Source organism: Streptomyces fradiae (assembly GCF_041270065.1).
Classification (GTDB): Bacteria; Actinomycetota; Actinomycetes; order Streptomycetales; family Streptomycetaceae; genus Streptomyces.
Map to the genome: position 1 here is coordinate 91,150 of NZ_CP065958.1, position 24,273 is coordinate 115,422.

The following is a 24,273-nucleotide window of genomic DNA, read 5'->3' on the forward strand; positions in this document are numbered from 1 at the left end:
GAACCGGCCCGCGCTCACCGCGCACGCCCTCGGTGCGCGCCCCCGTCGGCCCGGCCCGGCACCCCTTCCCGTTCATGACTCTGCTGCGAGGTTCCGCCATGTCGCCTTCCCTCCCGCACGTCCGCGCCCTGGCCTCCGCCGCCGAGGCTCCGGAGACCGAGGCGAAGACCGGCCCGGACATCCCAGGCATCGAGCCGTACGAGGTGGAGCACCGGGTATCGGGTGGCGGAGACGGGCGGCGGGTGAAGCCGGGCGCGCCGGCCGGGACCGTGCTGCATGTGGTCGGCGTGCATCTCGTCCTGGAGCGCGAGGGCAAGGTCCTGCTGGGGCTGCGTCATCCGGACTCGGCGTTCGCGGGCGGTCTCTGGCACGCCTTGGCGGGGCACTGCGAGGACGAGGCGGCGACGGCGTGCCTGGTGCGCGAGGCGCAGGAGGAGGCCGGGCTGGTGATCGAGCCGGGCGACCTCGAGCTCGTCCACACCGTGCACCTGGTCGACGGGCCCGGGGAGCGGCCGCGCATCCAGCTCTTCTTCCGGGCCCGACGGTGGGAGGGGACCCCCGAGCTGCGCGAGCCGGACAAGTGCGAGGCCTGGCGGTGGTGGGATGCCCAGGGGCTGCCGGACGCGCTCGTGCCGTACACCCGGGCGGCGCTCGACGGCATGCGCGCCGGCCGGCCCTACACCGAGATGGGCTGGGCCGGGCGGTGACGGACTTCGCGCGGGTGGGGCGGGACTATGCCGAGCATTCCGGCAGTGCGCGGGGGCGTCTGCGCCACGACCTCGTGGCCCGCAGGGTGCTGGCCGAACTGCCGGACGGGCCCTCGCGGGTGCTCGACGTGGGCTGCGGCGACGGTGAGATGTCCCTGCGGCTGGCCGCGGCGGGACACCGGGTGACGGCCGCCGATCCGTCCGCCGGCATGCTCGCCGCCGCGGCGCAACGTCTGCGCGCCCGGCCCGAACTCGCCCCGCGCGTCGGCTTCCTGGAGGCGGGCCTGCACGAGCTGCCCTTCGGGGCGGAGCAGTTCGACGCGGTGTGCTGCCACGGTGTGCTGATCTATCTGGACGAGCCGGGGGCGGCGATCGCCCGGCTGGCCGGGCTGGTCGCGCCCGGCGGCGTGCTGAGCGTCCTGACCAAGAACCGTGCCGCGATCGGTGTACGGGAGGCCCTGCGCGGCGAGTACGCGGCCGCGCGCGGGCTCATCGAACGGGGCGCTGCAACGAGCCTCGGGAACCTCGACCTTGCGACGCGCGGGGACACCGCCGAGGAGCTCGACCGGCTCGCGGCCGCGCACGGGCTGGTGCCGCTGCCGTGGCAGGGCGTGCGGGTCTTCCACGACCACCGGGACGACTGGGCGCCGGGCCCGGAGGAGTACGCGCTCGCGCTGGAGACGGAATGGGCCGCGTCGGCAAGGGATCCGTACCGGCAACTGGGACGGCTCGTGCACACCCTGGCCCGCCGCCCTGGCTCCCGGCGGCCGTCGTGATCGTGACGAGCAGCCGGCACGGGGCGCCGCACTCCGGCCGCCCCGCGCTGCGAACGTATCCGCCGCAACTCTCACCTCCTCCTCTCCTCCCCCTTCAACGGCTCGATGATCGGAGCAGCATGACCATGACCGACGAGGAGTACGGCGCGTTGCGCGCTTCGGCCGCCCTGTGGGCCGGGACGTCCGTGCTGATCACCAACGGGTACGGCGAGGTGCTGGTCCAGCACGTCGACTATCTGGAGACCTGTCTGCTGCCGGGCGGCGGCGTCGACCCGGGCGAGTCACCCGCCCAGGGCGCCGCCCGCGAGGTGATGGAGGAGCTCGGAGTGGCGGTGGTGGTCGAGCGCGGGCTGGCCGTGGACTGGGTGTCGGCGGGGAGCGTCGGGGCGCCGGCGGCCATGCGGTTTCCCGGAGAACTGCTGCATTTCTTCGACGGCGGGACCTGGGACGAGGAGCGGATCGGCGCGATCCGGCTGCCGGAGCAGGAGATCAGGGGCATCGAGTTCGTCGAGCCGTCCCGGCTGCCGGAGCTGATGGCGCCGCGCGACGCACGCCGCGCGCTGTCCGCGCTCCGGGCGCGGGTGAACGGCGCGGGCGCGGTGTTGCTTGAGGACGGGCTGCCGATCGTGCCGACCGTCCTCGACCGTGTGGGCGTCCTGCGGACCCCGCGGGCCCGGCACCGCTTCCCCTTCCGCGCCGGTCCCGTGCCGGACGGGCTCGCGGTGCGGGAGTCGTGGGGGTGGTTGTTCGCCCCCGACGGGCGCGTACTGGTGTTGCTCGACTCGGCGACGGGCGCCGCGCGCCTGCCGGGCGGGACGGCCGGGGCGGCGGACGACGGGGATCCGGTGGGCGTCCTGGTGCGCGCGGTCGCCGAGGAGGCCGGCGCGGAGTTCGGGGACCTCGTGATGCTGGGCCATCTGACCGCCCCCGGTGAGCGCGTCGCCCGGGTCCGCTACGCCGCCGCGCTCACCGAACTCGGCCCCGCGCAGCCGCATCCGGTCACCGGCGCCGCGTCCGTGCGCGTCCTCGCCACGCCGGAGCAGGCGCTCGAGCTCTTCGACTGGGGAGCGTCGGGCACCGAGCAGCTGACCGCCGTCCATCGCGCCCGGGAACGCCTCGGGATTCCCCGGGCGGCCCGCCAGGCCGTCACCGAGGTCTGCGCGGCGACGGCTCCGGCGCGACCGGACGTCAACTTGAGTTGACAAGACTCTCGCGTCAACCTAAGTTGACATGCATGAGTGAGGCGACCGATCTGGCCAGCCGCGCCGGCGACCGGGACCCCCGTGTGGGGTTGCGGGCCGTGGCCGCGTTGCGGCGGTTGTTGGAGCAGTTGGAGTCCGTGCAGGTGCGCAGCGCGCGGGCGCAGGGGTGGTCGTGGCAGGAGATCGCGGCCGAGTTGGGAGTCAGCAGGCAGGCCGTGCACAAGAAGTACGGGAGGTCGTAGATGTTCGAGAGGTTCACGGCGGCGGCGCGGTCGGCGGTGGTCGGCGCCCAGGTGGAGGCCGCGCACGCCGAGGCCGCGATGGTGGCGGAGGAGCATCTGTTGCTGGCTCTGCTGGAGCAGGGGGCGCTCGATCCGCTCGGGGTGGATCGGGCGGCCGTACGGGCCGGGCTGGTCGAGGCGCGGCGCCGCGGCGGGTTGTCGAAGGCGGACGAGGAGGCGCTCGCCGGACTGGGGATCGATCTCACCGAGGTGGTGGCGCGGGTCGAGGAGACCCACGGCGAGGGCGCGCTGAGCGCGTCCGCGCCGCGCGGCCGGGGGCGCGGCGCGGGGCTGTTCGGGCGGCGGGAGCCCGGGCCGCGGACCCATCGTCCGTTCACGACGGAGAGCAAGCAGGTCCTCGAGAAGTCCTTGCGGATCGCCCTCGGGCGCAAGGACAAGGAGATCGGCTCCCGGCATCTCGTTCTCGCGCTCATCGCCCGCCCGGGGCCCGTGTCCGAGGTCCTGGCGGACCACGGCGTCACCTACGAACGGGCAGAGCGCGAGCTCACGGGCTAGCGGGCCACGCCGGCCGTGTCCCGCCCGGTGAGCAGTGCGTCCACCGTCGAGTCGGGACCCCAAGCCGAGTCGGGCGTGTACGAGGTCCCGAGGACGGCGCGGGCGGGGCGCCGGTGCGGCGGGCGGCGGCGAGCCGCCGAGGAGCCCCGCCGCGAGCAGCCCGTCCCGCCGGGCGGCCGGGGCTCGGGCGGAACAGGCCGCCGAGACCGTGCCGGGGCCGCTCCCGGGTGAGCCGCGCGCGGCCGGGCAGGCCGTCGGGGCCGGGCTCGGGCAGCAGGGCGGCGTGCCGGGCAGCGACGCTCCGTCAACTCCCGGAGACGGGTGCCCGTCTCGCCGTCGACGCCACCTGCGGCGGCGATTTCGGCGGCGACGGAGCACGCGGGCCGCGTCCGTTCCACCGCCCGCAGCGCGGCACCACTCCCGGCCCGGCCGGGCCGGGAAGATCGAGGCGGCGCAGGCCCTCCTCGCACTGCCCCACCGGGCACGGTTCCAGGTCGGCATGGAGCCGTCACCGTGCGTCACCGGGTACCTCTCCCGTAGGACACCGCGTACGGCCGGAGGCGGCGCGCAGCGACGCCCGGAAAAAAATCTTGGCCGGTGGTGTCGAGAACGCGTGGCCGGCTCCGTCCCCGGTGTGAACGCGACCAGAATGGTCGCACCGCACCGAGGAGAGAGATCATGGCCAAGTACCTGCTTCTGAAGCACTACCGCGGCGCTCCGGACGCGGTCAACTGCGTCCCCATGGACCAGTGGACGCCGGACGAGATCACGGCTCACATGCAGTACATGCACGACTTCGCGGCGCGCCTGGAGAAGACCGGCGAGTTCGTCGACGGGCAGGCGCTGGCGCCCGAGGGGGCGTGGGTGAGGTACGACGGGGAGGGGCGGCCGCCGGTCACCGACGGGCCGTTCGCCGAGACGAAGGACCTCATCGCGGGGTGGATGGTGATCGACGTCGACTCGTACGAGCGGGCGGTCGAGCTCGCGGGCGAGCTGTCGGCGGCGCCGGGGGCGGGCGGGGAGCCGATCCACGAGTGGCTGGAGCTGCGCCCCTTCCTCACCGAGCCGCCCACCGTCACGGAGTGATCATGGACGAGGCGCTGCTGCGCCGTCTGACGCCGGGCGTGCTCACGGTCCTCGTCCGCCGCGGAGCCGATTTCGCGGCGGCCGAGGACGCCGTGCAGGACGCGCTGGTGGAGGCGGTGCGGGTGTGGCCGGCCGAGCCGCCGCGCGATCCGAAGGGCTGGCTGGTGACGGTGGCCTGGCGCAAGTTCCTCGACGCGACGCGGGCGGACGCCGCCCGGCGGCGGCGCGAGGAACGTGTGGAGGTGGAGCCGGAGCCCGGGCCCGCCGCGCAGGCGGACGACACGCTGCGGCTCTACTTCCTGTGCGCGCACCCGTCGCTGTCGCCGTCGTCCGCGGTCGCGCTGACGCTGCGCGCCGTGGGCGGGCTGACGACACGCCAGATCGCCGCGGCGTATCTGGTGCCCGAGGCGACGATGGCGCAGCGCATCAGCCGCGCCAAGCGGACGGTCTCGGACGTGCGGTTCGACCGGCCGGGGGATGTCGGGACGGTGCTGCGGGTCCTCTACCTGGTGTTCAACGAGGGCTATTCGGGTGACGTCGACCTCGCCGCGGAGGCGATCCGGCTCACCCGGCAGCTGGCGGCGGCGATCGACCACCCCGAGGTGGCGGGGCTGCTCGCCCTGATGCTGCTCCATCACGCGCGGCGGGCGAGCCGGACGGGACCCGACGGCGGTCTCGTACCGCTCGCCGAGCAGGACCGGCGCCGGTGGGACACGACGCTGATCGCCGAGGGGGTGGAGATCCTGCAGGCGGCGCTGGCCCGGGACCGGCTGGGCGAGTTCCAGGCGCAGGCGGCGATCGCGGCGCTGCACGCGGACGCGCCGACGGCCGGGGAGACGGACTGGGTGCAGATCGTGGAGTGGTACGACGAGCTGGCGCGGTTCAACGACAGCCCGGTCGTCCGGCTCAACCGCGCCGTCGCCGTCGGCGAGGCCGACGGTCCGCGCGCGGGCCTCGCCGCCCTCGCGGACCTCGACTCCGCGCTGCCCCGGTACGCCGCGGCCGCCGCCTACCTCCACGAGCGCGCCGGTGACCTGACGACGGCGGCGCGGCTGTACGCGGACGCGGCCCACCAGGCGCCGAACCTCGCCGAGCGGGACTATCTGACCCGGCAGGCGGCGCGGCTCAACACCCGGCTGCGGGGGTGACGGGCGGGCGGAGTACATGCCGGATCAGTTCCCCGGGTCCGGCTCCGGGGCAAGGGCCCGCTCCCCGTCCGTACCCCTGCCGCGCAGCAGCGCCCTGGCCGCCTCGATGGCCTCCGTCTCCAGGACTTCGACGGCGACGCCCCAGGACTCCTCCCAGGAGTCGAGTGTCACCGAGCAGTCGATCAGCGCGTCCAGCTCCTCGGGGCGGCCCAGCTCGTCGGCGACCTCGGCCCGGATCAGGTACGCGCCGGAGGCGGGGTCGAGCGAGCCGTCGACCATCTGCTCGGCCGTCCAGAGGGCGAAGGCCCAGGCGGCGGCCCGGGGCTCCGCGGGCGCGCGGAAGGCGAGCCCGAGTTCGTCGAGGACCCGTTCGAAGAGCTCCGGTGCCTCGGGCTCCTCGCTCCGCAGAAGGCCGGCGAGCTCCGGCAGCGACGGGCTGTCGACGCCGACGAGCAGCGCGTCGAGGCCCGCCTGGATGAGCTGGTCGGAGCCGACGTGCCGCCCGAAGGCTCTCAGCCGCGCCAGGTATCCGAATCGGGTGAGGGCCGCGGCCTGGTTCATCACGTCGGTCTTCTCCGGGTGGCGGTGGACTGGGACGTCCGACCCTCGCACATGCGAGGCTTGCTCCCGCGCAGCCGTCCACGAGGAGGAAGCATGCGGCGGACACCGGCCGACGTCGGAGCCGTGGTCGAGCTCGCGCAGGAGCTCGTGCGGCGGCCGAGCCGGGGTGGGGTCGACCCGTACGGGCCGGTGCTCGAGGTCCTTGAGGGCTGGCTCGGCGAGCGGGGGTTGCCCCATCGGCGGCTGACCTCGACCGACGAGCAGGCCGTCGGGGTGCTCGTCGAGGTCCGGGGCGGGCGGCCGGGGCCTTGGTGGGTGCTGGACGCGTGTGTGGACACCGCGCCGTTCGGGGACACCGGCCGCTGGTCGTTCTCCCCCACGTCCGGGGAGGTGCGTGACGGGTGGCTGCTCGGGCGCGGGGCGGCCGACTCGAAGCTGGCCGCGGCGCTGTTCTGTCACCTCGCCGCCGATCTCGCGCCGCGCGCGGAGGAGTTCGCCGGCGGGCTGGCCGTCCTGCTCGACGTGGACGAGCACACGGGTGGTTTCGGGGGCGCCCGCGCGTACCTCGCCGATCCGCGGACCCCGAAGCCGGCCGGGGTGCTGATCGGCTATCCGGGCCTGGACGAGGTCGTCGTGGGCGGGCGAGGGCTGTGGCGGGCGACGCTCACGGTGTACGGCGAGGCCGGGCATTCCGGTGCGCGGCGGACGGCCGTCGGGGCGATCGGGCGGGCCGCGCATCTCGTCGGTCTGCTCGACGCCGCCGAACTCCCCGGCCCGGACCGGGACTCCGGCTTTCCGCTCGGCCCGAAGCTGACGGTGACCTCGTTCCACGGCGGCGAGGGCTTCTCCGTCACCCCGGACCGGGTGGACGTCAACGTCGACGTGCGGACGACGCCGGAGTTCGGTGCGGGGGCGGCCGCCGGTCTCGTACGGCGGGAGGTCGCCGCGCTCGATGCCGTACGGCCCGGGCCGCGGCCGACCGGGATCGCCGAGGTGACGGACTGGCCGGCGTACCGGCTCGACGCCGGGCGGCAGCCCGCGGCGGCGCTGCTCGGTGCCGCGCGGGACGCCGGGCTGGTGGTGCGGGCGAAGACCGCGGGGCCGTCGAACATCGGGAATCTGCTCGCCGGTGCGGGGATCCCGGCGACGGCCGGGTTCGGTGTCCCGTACGAGGGGCTGCACGGGATCGACGAGCGGGCCTCGCTGGCCGAGCTGCCGGCGGTGTACGCCGTGTACCGCCGGGCCGTGCTCGGCCTGCTCGGCGCGGCGGACTGACCCCGGTCCCCCGGTCCGTCAGGGCGCGGGCGAGGCGGTGTCGAGAACGCGGTCGATGAGGCCGTACTCCATGGCCTCCGCCGGGGTGAGCCAGCGGTCGTCGGCGAAGTCCCGTACCACCTGGGCGACTTCGCGGTGGGTGAAGTCCGCGAGCAGGTCGGCGATACGGTCGCGGCTGTAGCGCAGTTCCTCGTGGCTGGTGCCCTCGGCGGTGCCGGTGGGGGGCTGGGCGAAGTCCGGCAGGTGGAGCATCATGCGGGCGTTGGGGAGGGCGTAGCGCTTGCCGGGGGTGCCGGCGGAGACCAGGAACTGGGCCATCGAGGCGCAGTAGCCGAGGCCGATGGTGACGACGTCGTTGCCGATGTGCCGTATGACGTCGTAGATCGCCATGCCGGCGGGGACGGATCCGCCGGGCGAGTTGATGTAGAGGGTGATCGGGCGGTCGTTCTCGGCGGCGAGGAGGAGCAGCTCGGCGGTGACGCGGTCGGCGGTCGCGCCGGTGATCGGCTCGCTGATGTGGACGATGCCGTGCCGCAGCAGCCGCTCGACGACGGGGTCCGGCTCGGGACTGCCGGAACTGCCGGAACCGCCGGCGCCGCCGGAAGCGCCCGTACCGGGACCGCCGGTCGGCTCGTCGGGGGCAGGGGTCATACCGGGGTTCCCTCCTGCGGCGCGGGGCGGGTGGAGCGGGGCGGAGCGGGGGCGGGCGACGGACCGGACAGCGGGGCGAAGGCCCGTACCGCCCTCGTACGGCGTACCTCTGCAGGCGTTCCCTGCGCTCCGCCCGGCATCACAGCCGCCAGCCGATCGGAGTAGCCGCGCGGGGTGCGCGCCCCGCATGCTGGGAGCGCTCTCAGAGCCTGCCGTGCAGCGTCTATCCTGATCGGCGTCGGACCGGCCGTCCGGAACGGAGGAACGGGGAGTGCCTGCCTTGCCCGAGGAGACCACGGAGTCGTCCCGCCCCACCCTGGAGGCCGTCGCGGCGCGGGCCGGGGTGTCCCGTGCGACGGTCTCGCGGGTCGTCAACGGCGGCGCGGGCGTGCGGCAGCCGCTGGTGGACCGGGTGCGCGAGGCGGTCGAGGAGCTCGGCTACGTACCGAACCAGGCCGCGCGTTCCCTGGTGACACGGCGGCAGGGCGCGGTCGCGGTCATCATCGCGGAGCCGGAGTTCCGGATCTTCTCCGATCCGTTCTTCGAGCAGCAGGTGCGCGGCATCAGCCGGGAGCTGACCGCCCGTGACACCCAGCTCGTGCTGCTGTGGGTGGAGGGTCCCGGGGACCACGGGCGGATCGCGCGCTATCTGGACGGCGGGCATGTGGACGGGGCGCTCGCGTTCTCGCTGCACAGCGACGACCGGCTGCCGGCGCTGATCGCGCGGAGCCGCGTCCCCGCGGTGTTCGGGGGCCGGCCGGCGGCCTCGGGGCCGGCCGTGCCGTATGTCGACTGCGACAACCGGGGCGGGGCGCGGGACGCGGTGCGGCACCTGGTGTCGCTTGGGCGGGAGCGGATCGCGCATCTCGCGGGTCCGCGCGACCAGACCTCGGCGCTCGACCGGATCGCCGGGTATCACGACGTGCTGGTGGACGCCGATCCCGAGCTGCTGTGCCAGGGCGACTTCACGCGGGAGAGCGGGGCTCGCGCGATGGCCGAGCTGCTCGACCGGCGGCCGGACGTCGATGCCGTCTTCGCGTCGAACGACCTGATGGCGGCGGGCGCGCTGCGGACGCTGCGCGAGCGCGGGGTCCGGGTGCCGGAGGACATCGCGGTGGTCGGTTTCGACGACATGGAGTCGGTGGTGCGGGAGACCGATCCCGCGCTGACGACGGTCCGTCAGGACATCGAGGGCATGGGGCGGTTGATGGTCCGGCTGCTCATGCGGCTGCTCGACGGGGCGGCGGACGCGGCGACGGCGTCGGTGATCACGGAGACACGTCTGGTGCGGCGGGCCTCGGCCTGACGCGGAGGGACGGAAGGGCGGTACGGCGGGCAGGACAGCAGGGCGGCGGCGTGGCCGCCGTGGCCACGCCGCCGCCCCCTCCCAGTGGGACCCCGTCTCAGTCGTACGGAATGACCAGGACGGAGTCCGCCGCGCCGGTCCGCAGCCGGGAGTCGGCGTTGCCGATGGCGCTCCAGACCTCCAGGCGTACGGTGCCGCCGGTCAGGTTGCCGAGGGTGCCGGTGGCGGCCTGCAGGCCGCGGTTCTGGTTGTACTCCTCCCAGCCGGTCACCGGGTCGGTGGCGAAGTAGTGGTAGGTCTCGATGCGTTCGAAGGTGCCGTCGCCGGTGAGGTCGTAGCTGACGCGGACCTGCTGGCCGAGGCCGACGGCGGTGCCGGCGTCCACCGGGAGCCGGAAGGCGGTCGAACCGCCCGCCCTCAGCGTGCCGTTGACGCCACGGGCCTCGTAGACGAGCGGGCGGTACGGGGTGCCGTCGTGGTTGGTGCCGCCGGCCGAAGGGATGGTGTCGCTGCCGGCCGTGCCGTCGGTGGCGGTGCTGAGGGTGCCGCCGGAGCGCGGGCGGAAGGTGTTGCCGGTGGACGGCTGCGGGTCGGGATCGGGGTCGGGGTCGGGGTCGGTGCCGCCGGTGCCGGTTCCGGTGGCGGTGGACCAAGCGGGGACGGTGAGGGTCTTGCCGTCGGAGAAGGTGACGGTGCGGGCGGTGGCGCCGTGGTTGTGGGCGGCGTAGGTGCGGACGCCGTTCTTGGTGAACACGGCGGAGGTCGGCAGATCGCCAGTGACCGACGGGTCGGGGGCGCCGAGGGCGTCGAGGGTGGTGATCCAGTGGTAGGTGTGGGCCTTGGACTCGCCCGCCTCCGGGGTGTACGCGGCGTTGCCGGCGTCCCACTTGGCGCGGGCGGTCGCGGGGTCGGCGAGCGACTGGAACTCCCAGAGGATGTCGCGCCATTCGACGGCGGGGCCGCCGTTCTCGCGTTCCATCTCGGCGATGTTGCGGCGGACGGCGTCCTTGCGGGCGGCGAGCTGAAGCGAACCTCCGGTCATCGGAAGGACGTTGATGCCGTGGATCTCCTCGGGGTTGGCGGTCCACCAGGTGGCGTAGGCGGCGCCGCTCCCCCACACCATGCCGACGGTGTCGTGGGCGAAGGAGCCGGGGAAGACCTGCTGGTCGGCGTCGAACCAGTACTGGGCGACGGCCTCGCCCTCGGTGGCGAGGAGATAGCTGCCGAGGTCGCGCAGGGTGGTGTCGCCGGTGGCGGAGCCCCACAGCACGAGCGCGGCGCTGAGGTTGGTGGACTCCGAGGACGATTCCTGGTTGTTGCCGGCGGCGAAGCCCTGGTGTCCGGAGGCCCAGCTGTGGCCGGCGTAGACGTCGAAGCCGCGCAGGAAGGGGAAGGCACCGTCGGTACGGCTGGGGTTGGCGGTGTCGCGGATCAGCGTCTTGACCATGCCGCCCCAGGCGGAGTCGGCGGCCCAGCCCGGGTCGTACTGGGCGACGATCGCGGCGGCAAGGACGTAGTAGCCGTAGTGGAAGTGGTGGTCGTTGAGTTCGGTGTCGCTGCCGTACGAGGCGGGGTAGCCGATCAGGGTGCGCCAGTTCTGGTCGTACGCGAACTCGTTGGCGCCGCCGGCGGTGAACCAGTCCTGCAGGCGGCCCTTGAGCAGGGCGAGGAGCCGGTCGCGCGTCGCGGTCTCGCCGATCTGGTCGGCGACGGGCACGAGTTGGGCGAGCCGGCCGAGGGCTTTGCCGGTCCAGTAGGTGTCGACGGCCCCGTTGAGCGGGTCGGCGGAGTTGACGACCTCGTTCAGATGGCCGCGCAGCCGGGCGGTGTCGACGGCGTCGGTGCGGGGCAGCGCGGGCAGGACGGGGGCGGCCTTCTGGACGGTGGTGAAGGCGGTGGCCTCGCGGACCTTCATGGTGCCGCGCGGGGAGACGTACGTGTACGGGGTGAGGGCGTCGGTGGTGTGCAGCCACTGGTGGCGGTAGAGGGCCTGGAGGGTGCCGCGTTCGGTGCCCTCCTTGGCCTCGGTGGTGAGGGTGTAGGTGGCGCGGACGGTGCCGCCGGTGGCGCTCCAGTCGACGCGGGAGCCGGTGACGAAGCTGAAGGCGTACTTCCGGTAGGTGGCGAGCGCGTCGGTGGAGGGCAGCACGGCGACGGAGAAGTAGTTCCTGCCGCCGAGCCCGGCGCTGATGGTGGTGCCGCTGACGGTCCAGTCGCTGCCGGTGGGTGCGAACAGGGCGTAGTGGTGGCCGGCGACGGTGACGCCGAGGACGTTGCCCTGGTCGGCGAAGACGGCGGGGGTGCCGGCGGTGGTGACCTGGGCGTTGCCGCCGGTGCCCTGGGCGTACACGAAGGGGCTGCCGTGGCCGATGGTGGTGCGCAGGGTGCGGGTGCCGTCGGACCAGTAGGGGGTGACGGTCCAGTCGGACCAGGCGTCGGCCCTGGTGTCGGGGGCGTTGAGCCCGGCGAGGCCGACGGTGAGGTCGCGCTTGTGGGCGAACTCGTACTGGCGCCCGTCGCCCACGATCGCGGGGCTGGTGGGGTAGCCGATGTCGAGGCCGCCGGCGGTGGCCTGATAGGTGAGCGGGTGCCCGTACATGGGGGTCGACCAGGGGTTGTCCCCGTAGCGCTGGAAGGCGAGTGAGGACCACCAGTCGTTGGTGGGGACGGGTTTGCCATGGGCGGCCGCGGTGACCTTGGGGGTGACCGGGGTGCCGGTGTTGGTGGTGGGGCCGGAGGTGCCGGCCGGGCGGGTGTCGGAGTAGCTTCCGGCGCCCACGGGGACGGTGGCTGCGGCCGCGGGGGCCGCACCGGGACCCAGGCCGTATGCGGCGAGGGCGGCGGCCAGGGTGGCGGCCAGGAGGAGCGAGGCGCCGGAGCGCGGGTGGGGGACTCGCATGGGGAAACACCTCGGGTCGGCAGGTGGGGTGACGACGTGCGGGTGGCGACGTGCGGTGAGTCAGGTGAGTGAGGGCAGGTGAGAGCGCTCTCAGACGGCTGGAAACGTAGGACGCCTCGAACACTGGTGTCAATACATGACGCAACATCTGAAGTCCGTGCGGTTTCAGGGCCGTTACGCGTTCGACTCTTGACGGAAAGCGCCCACCACGGGCACGCTCCCCTCGCAGCTTGAGAGCGCTCTCAGGCACACGTTCGTCATCACGCTTTCTCGTTCGGTCCCGAAGCCAAGGGAGACTTCCCATGCCCACTGCCCGAGCCGCCGGAAGAACCGCGGGAGCCGCCGGCAAGGCCGCCGTCCGCCTGGGGGCGGTCGCGCTCGCCGGGGTCCTGCTCGCCGCCTGCGGAGGTTCGCCGGACGGCGCCTCCGACAGCGCGGGCGGCGAGGTCACGCTCACCGTGGACCTGTTCGGTTCCTTCGGCTATCAGGAGTCCGGGCTCTACGCCGAGTACGAGAAGCTGCACCCCGGTGTGACCATCAAGCAGACCGACACCGAGGACGAGGCCGACTACTGGAAGTCGCTGCAGACCCGGCTTGCCGGCGGCGGCGGTCTCGCCGACGTCCAGGCCGTCGAGGTGGGCCGGATCGCCTCCGTCGCCCAGCAGCAGGCCGACCGCTTCGAGGATCTGCGCAAGCACGGCGCGGACAAGCTCAAGAGCCAGTTCCCGGAGGCCAAGTGGACGGCCGCCACCGGGAAGAACGGCGAGGTGCTCGGCCTCGGCACGGACGTCGGCCCGGAGGCGATGTGCTACCGCAGCGACCTCCTCGCCGCGGCCGGCCTGCCCACCGACCGCGAGGAACTGGCGCGCAAGTGGTCCACCTGGGACGGCTACCTCGACCTCGGCCGGCAGTACAAGGCGAAGGCTCCGGCCAAGAGCGCCTGGCTGGACAGCGTCGGCAGCCTCTACTCGGTGATGATCGGCCAGCAGAAGGAGCGCTACTACGACGCCTCCGGCAAGCTGATCTGGGACACCAACCCGGCCCTGAAGACCGCCTGGGACACCTCCGTGACGGCGGCCCACGACGGGCTCAGCGCCAAGCTCGACCAGTGGTCGCCGCAGTGGAACCAGGCCTTCACCGCCGGCTCCTTCGCCACCCTCCCCTGCCCCGCCTGGATGCTCGGCTACATCAAGGGCCAGGCCGGTGACGCGGGCAAGGGCAAGTGGGACATCGCGAAGCTGCCCGGCGGCGCCGGCAACTGGGGCGGCTCCTACCTCACCGTGCCGCGCGCCGCGAAGCACAAGAAGGAGGCCTACGAGCTGATCGCCTGGCTCACGGCGCCCGCCCAGCAGGCCCGGCTGTTCCAGAAGCAGGGCAGCTTCCCCTCCGCCACCGCCGCCATCGGCCAGATCGCCGGCGCGACCGACCCGTACTTCTCCGGCGCGCCCATCGGCAGCATCTTCGGCGACGCGGCGAAGGCCGCCCCCGTGCAGGTGCTCGGCGTGCACGACCAGAGCGTGGCCCAGCAGATCACCAACGCCCTCGGCGAGGTCGAGCGCAAGGGCACGGACCCCGAGGCCGCCTGGGCGAACGCCCGGAAGGGTGTCGAGAACACCATCGGCTGAGCCACGTCGGCTCCCCCGTCCGCTCCCCCCTCCCCCGTCCGGCGCCCCGGCTCCGGCTACGGCCCCCGCCCGCCCTCCCCCGGGCGGGGGCCCCGCCTCTCCCGCCCGTCACCCCTCCCCCGAAGGGCCGCAGCGTGACCCTGACCGCACCGACGACCACCGGACCGAGGGCGGTGAGCCCTCCGCCCGCGCTGCGGCGCGCCTGGCGGAAGGCCTCCCCGTACGCGTACCTCGCGCCCTTCTTCACCCTCTTCGCCGCCTTCGGGCTCTTCCCGCTGCTCTACACGGCGTTCGTGTCGCTGTACCGGGTGGAGCTGCAGACGCCTGGCGAGATGGAGTGGCGCGGACTCGGCAACTACACCGCGCTGCTCGGCGACTCCTACTTCTGGACGGCGCTGCGCAACACCTTCACCATCGGGGTGCTGTCCACCGTGCCCCAGCTGGTGATGGCGCTGGGTCTCGCCCATCTGCTCAACTACCGGTTGCGCGGGCGGACGTTCTTCCGCACGGCGATGCTGCTGCCGTACGCGACCTCCGTCGCCGCCGCGACCCTCGTCTTCGCGCAGCTCTTCGGCCGTGACTTCGGCCTGGTCAACGTCGTGCTCGGGCTCGTCGGCATCGACCCGGTGGACTGGCAGACCGGCACGGTGGCCTCCCAGGTCGCGGTCTCCACGATCGTGATCTGGCGCTGGACCGGCTACAACGCGCTGATCTATCTGGCGGGCATGCAGTCCATTCCCCGGGAGCTGTACGAGGCGGCGGAGATGGACGGGGCCTCGCGGTGGCGCCAGTTCTGGCATGTGACCCTGCCCGGGCTCCGGCCCACGATCGTGTTCACGGTCGTCGTGTCGACGATCGGCGCGACCCAGCTCTTCGGCGAGCCGCTGCTCTTCGAGGGTTCGGTGTCGGGCGGCATCTCGCACCAGTACCAGACGCTCGGGCTCTATCTGTACGAGCAGGGCTGGGGTTTCTTCCACCTGGGGCGGGCGGCGGCGATCGCCTGGGTGATGTTCCTGCTGATCCTGCTGGTGGTCGGGGCCAACGCCCTGATCGTACGGCGCCGTTCGCGCAAGGAGGCCGGCCGATGACCGCGCTCGCCGCACCGCCCCCGCCCGTCCGGGAGCCCGCACCGGACCGCACTGCCCGGCGGGGCCGGCGCCGCTCGGGCGCCGGCCGGACCCTGCGCGGCGGGAAGCTGGCGTACACGTTCCTCGGCCTCGCGGTCCTGGTCTCGGCGTTCCCGTTCTACTGGACGCTGGTGGCGGCCAGCCGCTCCAACGCCGACCTGGCGAAGGTGCCGCCGGCGCTCCTGCCCGGCCCGAACCTGGCCCGCAACATCCAGGCGGTGACGGAGGAGGCCGACATCGGCAAGGCGCTCCTCAACTCCCTGATCGTGTCCGGGTCGATCACCCTGGGCACGGTGCTGTGCTGCACCCTCGCCGGGTTCGCCTTCGCCAAGCTGCGCTTCCGCGGCCGGGGCGCGCTGCTCGCGGTCACCGTCGGCACCATGATGATCCCGCCGCAGCTCGGCGTGATCCCGCTCTTCATGCTGATCGCGAAGCTGCAGTGGGTGAACCAGCTCCAGGCCGTCATCCTGCCCGGCCTCGTCTCCGCGTTCGGCGTGTTCTTCATGCGGCAGTATCTGGTGCAGTCGCTGCCGGACGAACTGATCGAGGCGGCCCGGGTCGACGGCGCCTCCACCGGCCGGATCTTCTGGTCGATCGTGATCCCGATCGCCCGGCCCGGCATGGCCGTGCTCGGTCTGCTCACCTTCATGACGGCCTGGAACGACTTCTTCTGGCCCGTCGTCGCCCTCTCCTCCTCGGAGCCGACCGTGCAGGTCGCGCTGCGGCAGCTCGGGGGCGGTTACGTCAACGACCAGTCCGTGATCATGGCGGGCACCCTGCTCGGCACCCTGCCCGTGCTGCTCGTCTTCGGCCTGCTCGGCCGGCAGATCGTCGGCGGGATCATGCAGGGCGCTGTCAAGGGCTGACCCGCGGGCGACGCCCCGCCCGCGCCCCCTTCCCTTCCGTATCGCATCGGCCTTCTCTTCTCTCTCCGGGAGTCGTGTCCTCATGACCATGCCGCTCCGCTTCCCGCCCGGGTTCCGCTGGGGCACCGCCACCGCCGCCTACCAGATCGAGGGAGCCGCCCGCGAGGACGGCCGTACGCCGTCCATCTGGGACACCTTCAGCCGCACGCCGGGCCGGGTCCGCAACGGCGACACCGGCGACATCGCCGCCGACCACTACCACCGGACGGCCGAGGACATCGCGCTCCTTCGCCGGCTCGGCGTGACGGACTACCGCTTCTCGATCGCGTGGCCGCGCGTGCAGCCGACGGGCCGGGGCCCGGCCGTCCAGAAGGGCCTGGACTTCTACCGGCGGCTCGCGGACGGGCTGCGCGAGGCGGGGATCCGGCCGGTGGCCACCCTCTACCACTGGGATCTGCCACAGGAGTTGGAGGACGCGGGCGGCTGGCCGCAGCGGGAGACCGCGTACCGCTTCGCCGAGTACGCGGGCCTCGCGGCCGAGGCGCTCGGCGACCGGGTGGCGACCTGGACGACGCTCAACGAACCCTGGTGCGCCGCGTTCCTGGGGTACGGCAGCGGGGTGCACGCCCCGGGCCGCACCAGCGATGTCGCCGCACTGCGGGCCGCCCACCACCTCAACCTGGCACACGGCCTGGCGGTCGGCGCGCTGCGCGACGCACTGCCGTCGGCTACGGCAGCCGAGGTGTCGCTCACCCTCAACCTGCAGGCGCTGCGGGCGTCTTCGGACGATCCGCGCGACCGTGACGCGGCCCGCCGGATCGACGCGGTCGCCAACCGGATCTTCCTCGACCCGGTGTTCCACGGGCGTCTGCCGAAGGACCTGGTCGAGGACACCGCAGCGGTCACCGACTGGTCCTTCGTACGGGACGGGGATCTCGCGACGGCGGCCGCTCCGATCGACTCGCTCGGCATCAACTACTACTCCCCCACCGAGGTCGCCGCCGCTGATCCCGGGGGCGCCGACGACTCCGGGGAGCCGTCGCCGTGGGCGGGCGCGGAGCGGCATGTGCGGTTCGTGCCGGTGGCCGGACCACGCACGGCCATGGACTGGCCGGTCGACGCGGACGGACTGTACGAACTGCTCGTACGGCTGCGCGACGACCTGCCGGGCGTGCCGCTGCTCGTCACGGAGAACGGCGCGGCGTACGACGACTACGCCGACCCGTCCGGCCAGGTGAAGGACCCCGAGCGGGTGGCGTATCTGCACGCCCATCTGGGCGCCGTGCACCGCGCGTTGGCGGACGGAGCCGATGTGCGCGGCTATTTCCTGTGGTCGCTGCTCGACAACTTCGAGTGGGCGTACGGCTACAGCAAACGGTTCGGGATCGTGCACGTCGACTTCGCCACGCAGCGGCGCACGTTGAAGGACAGCGCCCGCTGGTACGCGGACGTCATCGCCCGCGGCGGTCTGCTCACGCCCAGCTGATGCGGGCGGCGACGGGCAGGTGGTCGCTGCCGGTGGCGGGCAGGGTGCGGATGTGCCCGACGGTGCCGGCGCGGGCCATGACCTGGTCGATCCGTGCCACCGGGAAGGCGGCGGGGAAGCTGAGGGCGAAGCCCCGTTCCGCCACGTTCAGGCGGGAGGTGAGCGGGGCGAGGCCGCGGTCGTCGACGGTGCCGTTGAGGTCGCCGAGCAGGACGACCGCCGACTGCTCCTCGTCCGCGATCGCCCGGCCCAGGAGCCGGGCGCTCTCGTCGCGCCAGGCGGAGGCGAAGCCCCGTACCCCGATCCGTACGGAGGGAAGGTGCGCCACGTACGCGGCGACGACGCCGTGCGGCGTGCGCACCTCGGCCCGTAGCCCGCGGCTCCAACTCTCGGTGATCTCCCGGGGTTTGATGTCCACCGGCCGCACGCCGGTCAGCGGATGCCTCGACCACAGACCGACGGTGCCCTGGACGGCGTGATACGGGTACGCGGCGGCCAGGGCCTGCTCGTAGGCGGGCAGGGCCGCCGGCAGCAGCTCCTCGAGGGCGATGAGGTCGGGTCGGTCGGCGGCCAGGGCCCGGGCCGTGCCGGCCGGGTCGGCGTTCTCGTCGCTGACGTTGTGCTGCACCACGGTCAGGTCGCCCGGCCGGGCGTCCGGCCCGGGCAGCCACAGCCCGGCGAAGAGGTACGTCCAGGCCGCCACCGGAAGCAGCAGGGCGACCAGGGCGAGGACGGAACGGCGCAGCAGGGCCCAGGCGAACAGCACCACGATCACCAGGCCGAGCCACGGCAGGAAGGCTTCGAGCAGGCTGCCCAGGCGTCCCGGGGAGTTCGGGACCGCCCGGTGGCAGGCGAGGAGCGCCGCGGTCAGCAGTGCGGCGACCGCGAGGCCCCTGCCCTGGGCGGGTGTCCGGCCCTTTGTGCGGGTCATCCGCCGAGGACGACCTGGTGGCCGGTCAGCTCGAACTCGACCCCGTCCGCGGTGGAGCGGACGGCGGTGATGTTGATGTTCTGCGGGAGCGGGATGCGCCAGGTGTACGGCTGGGGCGCGAGCTCCGGGACGCGGAGCTCGAACTCGTCGGCGGCCACCGAGATGCTCGCCGCGGTCTCCATCGTCCGCCCGTCCTTGGTGCCCGTCACGCGCAGCGGCGCCTCGGTGGCGGTGTTCCCGCCGGAGGAGGCGGTGGGGTCCTGCTTGACGGTGAGGGCGCCGCCCTGGTCGGTCAGCCGGGACAGGACGCCGGAGAGGTCCGCGTAACCGATCGTCGCGCGGCCGGTGACCAGGTTCGCGTCGACGCGGCGGGAGGAGATCGAGCCGGCGGCCAGGTCGTGCAGTTCCAGTTCGAGCCGGCGGATGGTGAGGTGGTCGCCCTGGGCGTTCGCGGTGGTGTTGACCGAGAAGTTCCCGGCGGTCAGGCTGACGTGGTCGAACTCGAGGGAGGCGGCCTGGGTGAGGAAGGGGAAGCCGTGGATCGACAGCTCGACGGAGCTGTTCGTCGAGTTGCTGTAGCCGTACTTCTCCTGCGCGAGGGCGACGGCCTCCTTCTCCGCGTAGTGCACGGCGATCCGGTCCACCGCGACGAACAGCCCCGCGAGTATGACGAACACGATCAGCAGCACCTTGACCCAGCGCCGTCCCATCCCCGTACTCCCCCGTTTCGCACCGCGCCCCCGACGGGCCCGGCTGGTCACCGGCCACACGGCCGGGTCTCGATCCTATGTCGCACGGGTGTGGCGCGAGTGACGTGGGGGAACCGACGGCTTCCACCCGCCCGGCAGGCGTGTTTCCCGAGACGCGGCGCGGCCGGGAAAGTATGATCAAGCGATGTCTGACATGACCGAAACCACGCCTGGCTGGCTGTCTGCGGACGAGCTGAACACCGCCCGGGGCAGCATGCCGATCCTGTACGTCGAGGCCGTGCCCGTGCGCGTGGACGACAGCGGCGAAGTCACCAGCATCGGCCTGCTCCTGAGGATCGGCGCGGACGGCACGATCAGCCGCACGCTGGTCTCCGGCCGTGTCATGCACCACGAGCGGATCCGCGACGCGCTGCTGCGGCACCTGGAGAAGGACCTCGGCCCGGTGGCCCTGCCCCGGATCCCGTCGTCCCTGCAACCGTTCACGGTCGCCGAGTACTTCCCCACCGCCGGCATCACCCCCTTCCACGACCCGCGCCAGCACGCGGTCTCGCTCGCCTACGTCGTCCCGGTGACGGGCGACTGCCGGCCGCGCCAGGACGCCCTGGACCTGGTCTGGTTCACCCCGCAGGAGGCGGCGTCGGCGGCGGTGCAGGGCGAGATGCCGGGCGGGCACGGGGCGCTGCTGCGGCAGGCGTTGGCGCACGTGGGACTGGCGTTCTGAGCTCGTCACCCCGCTGAGTCGAGGACGGCCGCGCGCAGCCCGTCGAAGTCGACGCGGCGGCGGACGGCAGGGACGGGCCCCATTGTGCCGGGGGCGGTGGGCGTGGAGGCCGCTGGGACCGGCTGGCCGGGCCGGCTGTCAGTGGGGGCGCGTACGCTTCGGCGCAGGGTTGGAACGGCGTTCGGGGGCAGGGCATGGCACTGGGGACGGAGCACGGCTGGGCGTCGGTGCTCGACGGTGTGGTGGTGTACGCGCAGGGGGCGTTGTGCACCCGGCTGGCGCGGGGCGCGGTCCCGGCCGGCGGCCGGGTGCGGGTGACGGGGCTGCCCCGGGTGGCGGACCCGGCCTCGCTGCGGGTGCGTGTGGTGGGCGGCTCGGGCGTACGGGTCACCGAGGCGCGCCTGGAGGTGGCGGCCGAGCCGGTCGCGGACGGCGGCGGGGACGCGCTGCGCCGCGAGGCGGAGCGGCTGCGCGAGGCGCAGGCGCTCGTGCGGGCGCGCCGGGACCGCCAGTCGGCCCTGATCCAGGAGGTCGCGGCGCTGCGTCCGGTCGCGCCGCCGCGCCGGCGGGACGATCCGCGGCCGCACCGGCCGGCGCCGGTCGAGGCGTGGCTGGACCTCACGGAGTTCGTGGACGGGCGGCTCGCCCGGCTGCACGCCCGGCTCACCGAGCTGGAGGAGGAGGCCCTGGACCTCGACCATCAGGCGGAGGTCCTGGAGGAGCGGTTGGCGCGCGCCTCCGACGCCCGTCCGGACACGCACGTGGACACCACGGTGAGCGCCGTCCTCACGCTCGACGGCCCGGTCGGCCGGGAGGTCGAGCTGGCGGTGGAGTACGGGGTGCCGGGCGCCGTGTGGGTGCCGTCGTACCGGCTCGACGCCCGGCAGGGCGACGGCGTCGGACGGCTGGTGCTGCGGGCCTCGGTCGCCCAGCGCACCGGGGAGGACTGGACGGGGGTACGGGTCGCGTTCGCGACCGCCGATCTGCGCCGTCGCAGCGATCTGCCCCGGCTCGCCTCCATCCGCATCGGGCGCAGCCGGCCCGCGCCGGCGCCGGCGGGGTGGCGTGAGCCGCCGGCCGGGCTCGGCGATCTGTTCTCCGGGTACGACGCGACGGGCCCGCGACCGGCCTCGGGCGGCCTCTTCGGCCGCGCGGTCGCTGCCGGGGGCGGGGCCGGGTTCGGCGCCCGGCCCGCGGGCGCGGTCGCGGGTGCGGTCGCGGCCACCCCTCCCGTACCGCCGCCTGCCGCCGTGATGCCACCGCCGCCGCCTCCGGCGCCGGGCGGTCCGCAGGCGCCCGGTGCCGCACCGCGCGCGGCGTACGGCGGCGCGTACGGTGCGCCCCCGCCGACACGCGGGATGCCCGCCTCGGCGGCGGCCCCTGCGCCCGCGCCCGTCGCGGCGGCGCCGGTGGCCGAGCCCGTGGCCGGACCGCCGCAGCCCAGCGGTGCCGAACTCGACTACGCGGCGCTGGTGCTGAGTGGTCCCGACGCGCCGGCGGCCCGCCGGGGACGCCTGTTCCCGGGGACGGCGGCGGCCGATCCGGTGGCCGCCGAGTACCGGCAGCGGGCCGAGAGGGTCGCGTCGCTGCCGCTGCCCGGGCACGCCGCGCGGCCGCGCGCCTCGGCCGGTTCCTTCGACCACCGCTACGACGCGGCGGCCCGCGCGGACATCCCGTCCGACGGCACCTGGCACACCGTCACCGTCGGGGAGATCACGGTCGGTCTGCGCACGGAGTACCTGTGCGTCCCGTCCGTCGAGCAGACCGTGTACGCGACGCTGGTCCTTTCCAACACCAGCGGGCAGGCCCTGCTCGCCGGTGGGATGGAGGTGGCGGGCGGCGACGGCCTGATGGTGACGGCCGCGCTGCCCACGCTCGCGCCCGGCGGCGAACGGCGCGTGGGCCTCGGCCCGGCCGACGGGATCCGGGTGACCCGGCGCACCCAGCTGCACGAGTCGACCGCCGGTCTGCGCGGCGGCACCATGGTGCTCGACCACCGGGTGCGGGTCGAGCTGGCCAACACGCTGGCCCGGCCGGTCACCGTCGAGGTCCAGGAGCGGGTGCCGGTCAGCTCCGAGGCGGACGTGAAGATCCAGGAGCGGGCCGACTGGGCCGAGCCCGCGCGCCCCGGGGACGGAGCGTCCGGTGCCGGACCCGAGCCGGAGACGCTCGCCCCCGGCACCCGCCTGTGGCGGGTCGACCTGCCCGCCGGTGCCACCACCGCCCTCGACGGCGGCTACGAGATCCGCATCCCGGCCGGCAAGACCCTCGCCGGCGGCGACCGGAGGAGCTGACAGACATGACCACGACCCCGCACACGCCCGTGCCGAACACACCGGACCCGGCGTCCGCGGACGCCCCGCCGATCGCCCTCCCCGTCACCGCCGTCACCTGCCTCGAAGACCGCGCCCACATCGAGCGCACCGCCCGGCTCACGCTCGAAGCGGGGGTGCGGCGGCTCCGGCTCGGACCGGTCAGCGCGCTGGCCGTCGACCGCACCCTGCACGCCGAGCTGACACCCGAACAGGCCGAACGGGCCGAAGGGCCAGAGGGTGCGCTCGACGTCCTGGACGTACGGATCGTCCGGGAGTGGACCCCGCGCGGGCCGCGCCCCTCCGCCGACGACTCCGCCCTGCGCCGGCGCGTCCACGCCCTCACCACCGAGCAGACGGCGCTCGAACAGCGGCGGGACCGGCTCGCGACCCGGCTCGACCTGCTCGCCGGGCTCGCCGCCGACCTGCTGCGCGAGATCGGCGAGGGCACGGGGTACGGGGAGACCGACCCCGCGCGCTGGACCCGCGAGCTGGACCGGATCGACGCCGAACGCGACACGTACGCGGAACGCCTCGACGCCGTCGGCGCGGAGCTGACCCGGGTCGGCGAGGAGCTGGCCGCGGCCACGGAGGCGATGTACCAGGCGGAGGAGGAGCCGGCCGAGCTCGTCGGTCATGTCGAGCTGACGGTACGGGCCGCGGCGGCGGGCCCGGCGCTGCTGCGGGTCACGCATCTGACGCCCTGTGCGCTGTGGCGGCCCGCCTACCGGGCGGTGCTCGACGGGGAGTCGCTGACGCTGGAGAGCGAGGCCGTGCTGTGGCAGCGCACCGGCGAGGACTGGGCCGACGTCCGGCTGACCCTGTCCACGGCGAGGTCGGCGCAGGCGACCGAGCCGCCGAAGCTGGTCGAGGACCGGCTGACGCTGGTCGACCGCTCGGCGGCCGAGCGGCGCACGATCGATCTGGAGATGCGCGAGGAGACGATCTCGGCGCTCGGCCCCCTGCCGGTGGTCGGGCTCCCGGGCGTCGACGACGGCGGCGAGACGCGGGTGCTGTCCGCGCCGGCGCCGGTGGGCGTCCCCTCGGACGGGCGCGCCCATCGCGTACCGCTGAGCTCGTTCACGACGCCGGCGGTGGCGGAGTACGCGTGCTCGCCGGAGCTGTCGCCGCTGGTCACGCAGCTGGTGCGGTTCGACAACCGGTCGGGGCACGCCCTGCTCACCGGGCCGGTCGACCTGGTCCGGGCGAGCGGTTTCAGCGGCCGGGGCACGCTCGACTTCACGGCGCCCGGCGCGCCGGCCGAGCTGGCCTTCGGCAGCCAGGACGACTACCGGGTGGTGCGGCGGGTCGAGGAGACCCGGGACACCACCGCGCTCTCCCAGCGGACCGTGGTCTCGCGCACGGTGCGGGTGCATCTCTCCCGGCTGTCCGCGCCCGGCGAGGAGGGCGAGCGGCTGGTGACGGTGCGCGAGCGGATACCGGTCTCGGAGGTGTCGGCGGTGCAGGTGCGGGTCCGCAAGGAGGCGTGTTCGCCGGTGCCGGACGAGGTCGACGCGGACGGCATCGTCCGCTGGGACGCGGCACTGCCGCCGGGCGGGCGGCGCACGCTCACCCTCGCGTACGAGATCACGGCGAAGTCGAACACCAGCGGCCTGTAGGCCCTGAGGGCGGCCGGCCCGCCGCGTCAGGCGCGGCGGGCCAGTCGCTCGCGCACCCAGGCGGGGCCGGGGTTGACGTAAGGGCGGCCGTCGACGAAGACCGTGGGCACGGTCTCGTTGCCGTCGTTGACCGCCCGCACGTCCGCCGCGGCCTCGGCGTCGCGCCAGATGTCGACCCAGTGCACCCGCCGCGCGTCCCGCCCGAGGCCGAACCGCAGCCGGATGCAGTACTTGCACCCCGGGCGCCAGTACACGACCGGCCACCCGTCCTCGGCGCTGCGCCGCCGCGCCTCCTCGGCGCGCAGCGACCTCGGGAACACCAGCGGTGAGTGCACCACGGCGAGCACCAGGAACACCACGAGGAGGACACCGCCCTCGACGAGACTTCCCCGGAGCAGCACGGGCGTGGCCACGAGCAGGCCGGCGAGCAGGAACAGGGTCGGCAGGGTCCAGGCGCGTGTCATGCTC

22 protein-coding genes are annotated in these 24,273 nt (G+C 74.1%); 16 read left to right on the forward strand and 6 right to left on the reverse strand.

Going from position 1 to position 24,273, the window contains the following annotated elements; genetic code table 11:
• Positions 1 to 98: 98 nt before the first annotated feature.
• From JAO84_RS00365 to JAO84_RS00395, 7 genes are all read left to right on the forward strand, one after another.
• Entirely contained in the window at positions 99 to 707 is a 609-nt protein-coding gene (locus tag JAO84_RS00365) for an NUDIX domain-containing protein (protein ID WP_370409342.1), read from the forward strand.
• Entirely contained in the window at positions 704 to 1,483 is a 780-nt protein-coding gene (locus tag JAO84_RS00370; protein ID WP_370409343.1) for a methyltransferase domain-containing protein, read from the forward strand. Before JAO84_RS00365 ends, JAO84_RS00370 begins: the two co-directional genes overlap by 4 nt.
• 119 nt (positions 1,484 to 1,602) lie before the next feature.
• Positions 1,603 to 2,685, forward strand: coding sequence for an NUDIX domain-containing protein (locus JAO84_RS00375; protein ID WP_370409344.1), 1,083 nt, complete (start codon positions 1,603 to 1,605; stop codon positions 2,683 to 2,685).
• 32 nt (positions 2,686 to 2,717) lie between these two features.
• A complete protein-coding gene (locus JAO84_RS00380; RefSeq protein ID WP_265865807.1) occupies positions 2,718 to 2,927 on the forward strand; it encodes a helix-turn-helix domain-containing protein in 210 nt (69 codons plus the stop codon).
• Complete coding sequence (locus tag JAO84_RS00385) at positions 2,928 to 3,482, forward strand: Clp protease N-terminal domain-containing protein (RefSeq protein WP_370409345.1); 555 nt, start codon at positions 2,928 to 2,930, stop codon at positions 3,480 to 3,482. It begins immediately after the preceding gene.
• A 678-nt stretch (positions 3,483 to 4,160) separates the two neighbouring features.
• The gene (locus tag JAO84_RS00390; protein ID WP_370409346.1) at positions 4,161 to 4,568 is read left to right on the forward strand and encodes a YciI family protein; all 408 of its coding nucleotides are present in this window, start codon (positions 4,161 to 4,163) and stop codon (positions 4,566 to 4,568) included.
• Between the two features lie 2 nt (positions 4,569 to 4,570).
• Positions 4,571 to 5,716, forward strand: a complete 1,146-nt coding sequence (locus JAO84_RS00395) for an RNA polymerase sigma factor (RefSeq protein WP_370409347.1) — start codon at positions 4,571 to 4,573, stop codon at positions 5,714 to 5,716.
• A 24-nt stretch (positions 5,717 to 5,740) separates the two neighbouring features.
• Here the strand turns inward: JAO84_RS00395 and JAO84_RS00400 are convergent, their stop codons facing one another.
• Positions 5,741 to 6,277: a hypothetical protein gene (locus tag JAO84_RS00400; protein ID WP_370409348.1), complete on the reverse strand. Its 537-nt coding sequence runs from the start codon at positions 6,275 to 6,277 to the stop codon at positions 5,741 to 5,743.
• Between the two features lie 93 nt (positions 6,278 to 6,370).
• Between JAO84_RS00400 and JAO84_RS00405 the strand changes: the two genes are divergently transcribed.
• Entirely contained in the window at positions 6,371 to 7,552 is a 1,182-nt protein-coding gene (locus JAO84_RS00405; RefSeq protein ID WP_370409349.1) for a M20 family metallopeptidase, read from the forward strand.
• An 18-nt stretch (positions 7,553 to 7,570) separates the two neighbouring features.
• On the opposite strand, the gene JAO84_RS00410 is transcribed toward JAO84_RS00405, so the two are convergent.
• Complete coding sequence (locus JAO84_RS00410; RefSeq protein WP_370409350.1) at positions 7,571 to 8,203, reverse strand: ClpP family protease; 633 nt, start codon at positions 8,201 to 8,203, stop codon at positions 7,571 to 7,573.
• Positions 8,204 to 8,483: 280 nt separating this feature from the next.
• Here JAO84_RS00410 and JAO84_RS00415 point away from each other — a divergent pair, with 280 nt between their 5' ends.
• The gene (locus tag JAO84_RS00415) at positions 8,484 to 9,509 is read left to right on the forward strand and encodes a LacI family DNA-binding transcriptional regulator (protein WP_370416619.1); all 1,026 of its coding nucleotides are present in this window, start codon (positions 8,484 to 8,486) and stop codon (positions 9,507 to 9,509) included.
• 97 nt (positions 9,510 to 9,606) lie between these two features.
• Here the strand turns inward: JAO84_RS00415 and JAO84_RS00420 are convergent, their stop codons facing one another.
• Complete coding sequence (locus JAO84_RS00420; RefSeq protein ID WP_370409351.1) at positions 9,607 to 12,408, reverse strand: glycosyl hydrolase; 2,802 nt, start codon at positions 12,406 to 12,408, stop codon at positions 9,607 to 9,609.
• Positions 12,409 to 12,710: 302 nt separating this feature from the next.
• On the opposite strand from JAO84_RS00420, the gene JAO84_RS00425 reads away from it, so the two are divergent.
• The 4 genes from JAO84_RS00425 to JAO84_RS00440 all read left to right on the forward strand — a co-directional run bounded on the left by JAO84_RS00425 (position 12,711) and on the right by JAO84_RS00440 (position 17,512).
• A complete protein-coding gene (locus JAO84_RS00425; RefSeq protein WP_370409352.1) occupies positions 12,711 to 14,033 on the forward strand; it encodes an extracellular solute-binding protein in 1,323 nt (440 codons plus the stop codon).
• A gap of 134 nt (positions 14,034 to 14,167) precedes the next feature.
• Positions 14,168 to 15,121, forward strand: a complete 954-nt coding sequence (locus tag JAO84_RS00430; protein ID WP_370409353.1) for a carbohydrate ABC transporter permease — start codon at positions 14,168 to 14,170, stop codon at positions 15,119 to 15,121.
• Positions 15,118 to 16,026 carry a carbohydrate ABC transporter permease gene (locus JAO84_RS00435; protein WP_370409354.1) on the forward strand — a complete coding sequence of 303 codons (909 nt, stop codon included), beginning with the start codon at positions 15,118 to 15,120 and terminating at the stop codon, positions 16,024 to 16,026. The genes JAO84_RS00430 and JAO84_RS00435 overlap by 4 nt, the downstream gene beginning before the upstream one ends.
• An 82-nt stretch (positions 16,027 to 16,108) precedes the next feature.
• A complete protein-coding gene (locus tag JAO84_RS00440) occupies positions 16,109 to 17,512 on the forward strand; it encodes a GH1 family beta-glucosidase (RefSeq protein WP_370409355.1) in 1,404 nt (467 codons plus the stop codon).
• On the opposite strand, the gene JAO84_RS00445 is transcribed toward JAO84_RS00440, so the two are convergent.
• Together JAO84_RS00445 and JAO84_RS00450 are read right to left on the reverse strand one after the other, a co-directional pair.
• Positions 17,499 to 18,443: an endonuclease/exonuclease/phosphatase family protein gene (locus tag JAO84_RS00445; RefSeq protein WP_370409356.1), complete on the reverse strand. Its 945-nt coding sequence runs from the start codon at positions 18,441 to 18,443 to the stop codon at positions 17,499 to 17,501. The two genes, JAO84_RS00440 and JAO84_RS00445, sit on opposite strands and share 14 nt — an antisense overlap.
• Entirely contained in the window at positions 18,440 to 19,153 is a 714-nt protein-coding gene (locus tag JAO84_RS00450; protein ID WP_370409357.1) for a DUF2993 domain-containing protein, read from the reverse strand. The genes JAO84_RS00445 and JAO84_RS00450 overlap by 4 nt, the downstream gene beginning before the upstream one ends.
• A 193-nt stretch (positions 19,154 to 19,346) precedes the next feature.
• Between JAO84_RS00450 and JAO84_RS00455 the strand changes: the two genes are divergently transcribed.
• The 3 genes from JAO84_RS00455 to JAO84_RS00465 all read left to right on the forward strand — a co-directional run bounded on the left by JAO84_RS00455 (position 19,347) and on the right by JAO84_RS00465 (position 23,805).
• Positions 19,347 to 19,874 carry an NUDIX hydrolase family protein gene (locus JAO84_RS00455; protein ID WP_265865962.1) on the forward strand — a complete coding sequence of 176 codons (528 nt, stop codon included), beginning with the start codon at positions 19,347 to 19,349 and terminating at the stop codon, positions 19,872 to 19,874.
• 194 nt (positions 19,875 to 20,068) lie between these two features.
• A complete protein-coding gene (locus JAO84_RS00460; RefSeq protein ID WP_370409359.1) occupies positions 20,069 to 22,168 on the forward strand; it encodes a DUF4139 domain-containing protein in 2,100 nt (699 codons plus the stop codon).
• Positions 22,169 to 22,173: 5 nt separating this feature from the next.
• Positions 22,174 to 23,805 carry a DUF4139 domain-containing protein gene (locus JAO84_RS00465; RefSeq protein ID WP_370409361.1) on the forward strand — a complete coding sequence of 544 codons (1,632 nt, stop codon included), beginning with the start codon at positions 22,174 to 22,176 and terminating at the stop codon, positions 23,803 to 23,805.
• A gap of 26 nt (positions 23,806 to 23,831) precedes the next feature.
• Here JAO84_RS00465 and JAO84_RS00470 read toward each other — a convergent pair whose 3' ends face one another.
• Positions 23,832 to 24,269 (reverse strand): glutaredoxin domain-containing protein, encoded by a 438-nt coding sequence (locus JAO84_RS00470; RefSeq protein WP_370409362.1) that lies wholly within the window; start codon positions 24,267 to 24,269, stop codon positions 23,832 to 23,834.
• Between the last annotated feature and the right edge of the window lie 4 nt (positions 24,270 to 24,273).

Bases quoted from the DNA above. Each gene is read 5' to 3' on its own strand.
- JAO84_RS00450 (WP_370409357.1), bottom strand. From the start codon at position 19,153: ATGGGACGGCGCTGGGTCAAGGTGCTGCTGATCGTGTTCGTCATACTC.
- JAO84_RS00455 (WP_265865962.1), top strand. From the start codon at position 19,347: ATGACCGAAACCACGCCTGGCTGGCTGTCTGCGGACGAGCTGAACACC.
- JAO84_RS00425 (WP_370409352.1), top strand. From the start codon at position 12,711: ATGCCCACTGCCCGAGCCGCCGGAAGAACCGCGGGAGCCGCCGGCAAG.
- JAO84_RS00365 (WP_370409342.1), top strand. From the start codon at position 99: ATGTCGCCTTCCCTCCCGCACGTCCGCGCCCTGGCCTCCGCCGCCGAG.
- JAO84_RS00470 (WP_370409362.1), bottom strand. From the start codon at position 24,269: ATGACACGCGCCTGGACCCTGCCGACCCTGTTCCTGCTCGCCGGCCTG.
- JAO84_RS00435 (WP_370409354.1), top strand. From the start codon at position 15,118: ATGACCGCGCTCGCCGCACCGCCCCCGCCCGTCCGGGAGCCCGCACCG.
- JAO84_RS00380 (WP_265865807.1), top strand. From the start codon at position 2,718: ATGAGTGAGGCGACCGATCTGGCCAGCCGCGCCGGCGACCGGGACCCC.
- JAO84_RS00390 (WP_370409346.1), top strand. From the start codon at position 4,161: ATGGCCAAGTACCTGCTTCTGAAGCACTACCGCGGCGCTCCGGACGCG.
- JAO84_RS00375 (WP_370409344.1), top strand. From the start codon at position 1,603: ATGACCATGACCGACGAGGAGTACGGCGCGTTGCGCGCTTCGGCCGCC.
- JAO84_RS00410 (WP_370409350.1), bottom strand. From the start codon at position 8,203: ATGACCCCTGCCCCCGACGAGCCGACCGGCGGTCCCGGTACGGGCGCT.
- JAO84_RS00385 (WP_370409345.1), top strand. From the start codon at position 2,928: ATGTTCGAGAGGTTCACGGCGGCGGCGCGGTCGGCGGTGGTCGGCGCC.
- JAO84_RS00395 (WP_370409347.1), top strand. From the start codon at position 4,571: ATGGACGAGGCGCTGCTGCGCCGTCTGACGCCGGGCGTGCTCACGGTC.
- JAO84_RS00420 (WP_370409351.1), bottom strand. From the start codon at position 12,408: ATGCGAGTCCCCCACCCGCGCTCCGGCGCCTCGCTCCTCCTGGCCGCC.
- JAO84_RS00445 (WP_370409356.1), bottom strand. From the start codon at position 18,443: ATGACCCGCACAAAGGGCCGGACACCCGCCCAGGGCAGGGGCCTCGCG.
- JAO84_RS00400 (WP_370409348.1), bottom strand. From the start codon at position 6,277: ATGAACCAGGCCGCGGCCCTCACCCGATTCGGATACCTGGCGCGGCTG.
- JAO84_RS00440 (WP_370409355.1), top strand. From the start codon at position 16,109: ATGACCATGCCGCTCCGCTTCCCGCCCGGGTTCCGCTGGGGCACCGCC.
- JAO84_RS00465 (WP_370409361.1), top strand. From the start codon at position 22,174: ATGACCACGACCCCGCACACGCCCGTGCCGAACACACCGGACCCGGCG.
- JAO84_RS00405 (WP_370409349.1), top strand. From the start codon at position 6,371: ATGCGGCGGACACCGGCCGACGTCGGAGCCGTGGTCGAGCTCGCGCAG.
- JAO84_RS00460 (WP_370409359.1), top strand. From the start codon at position 20,069: ATGGCACTGGGGACGGAGCACGGCTGGGCGTCGGTGCTCGACGGTGTG.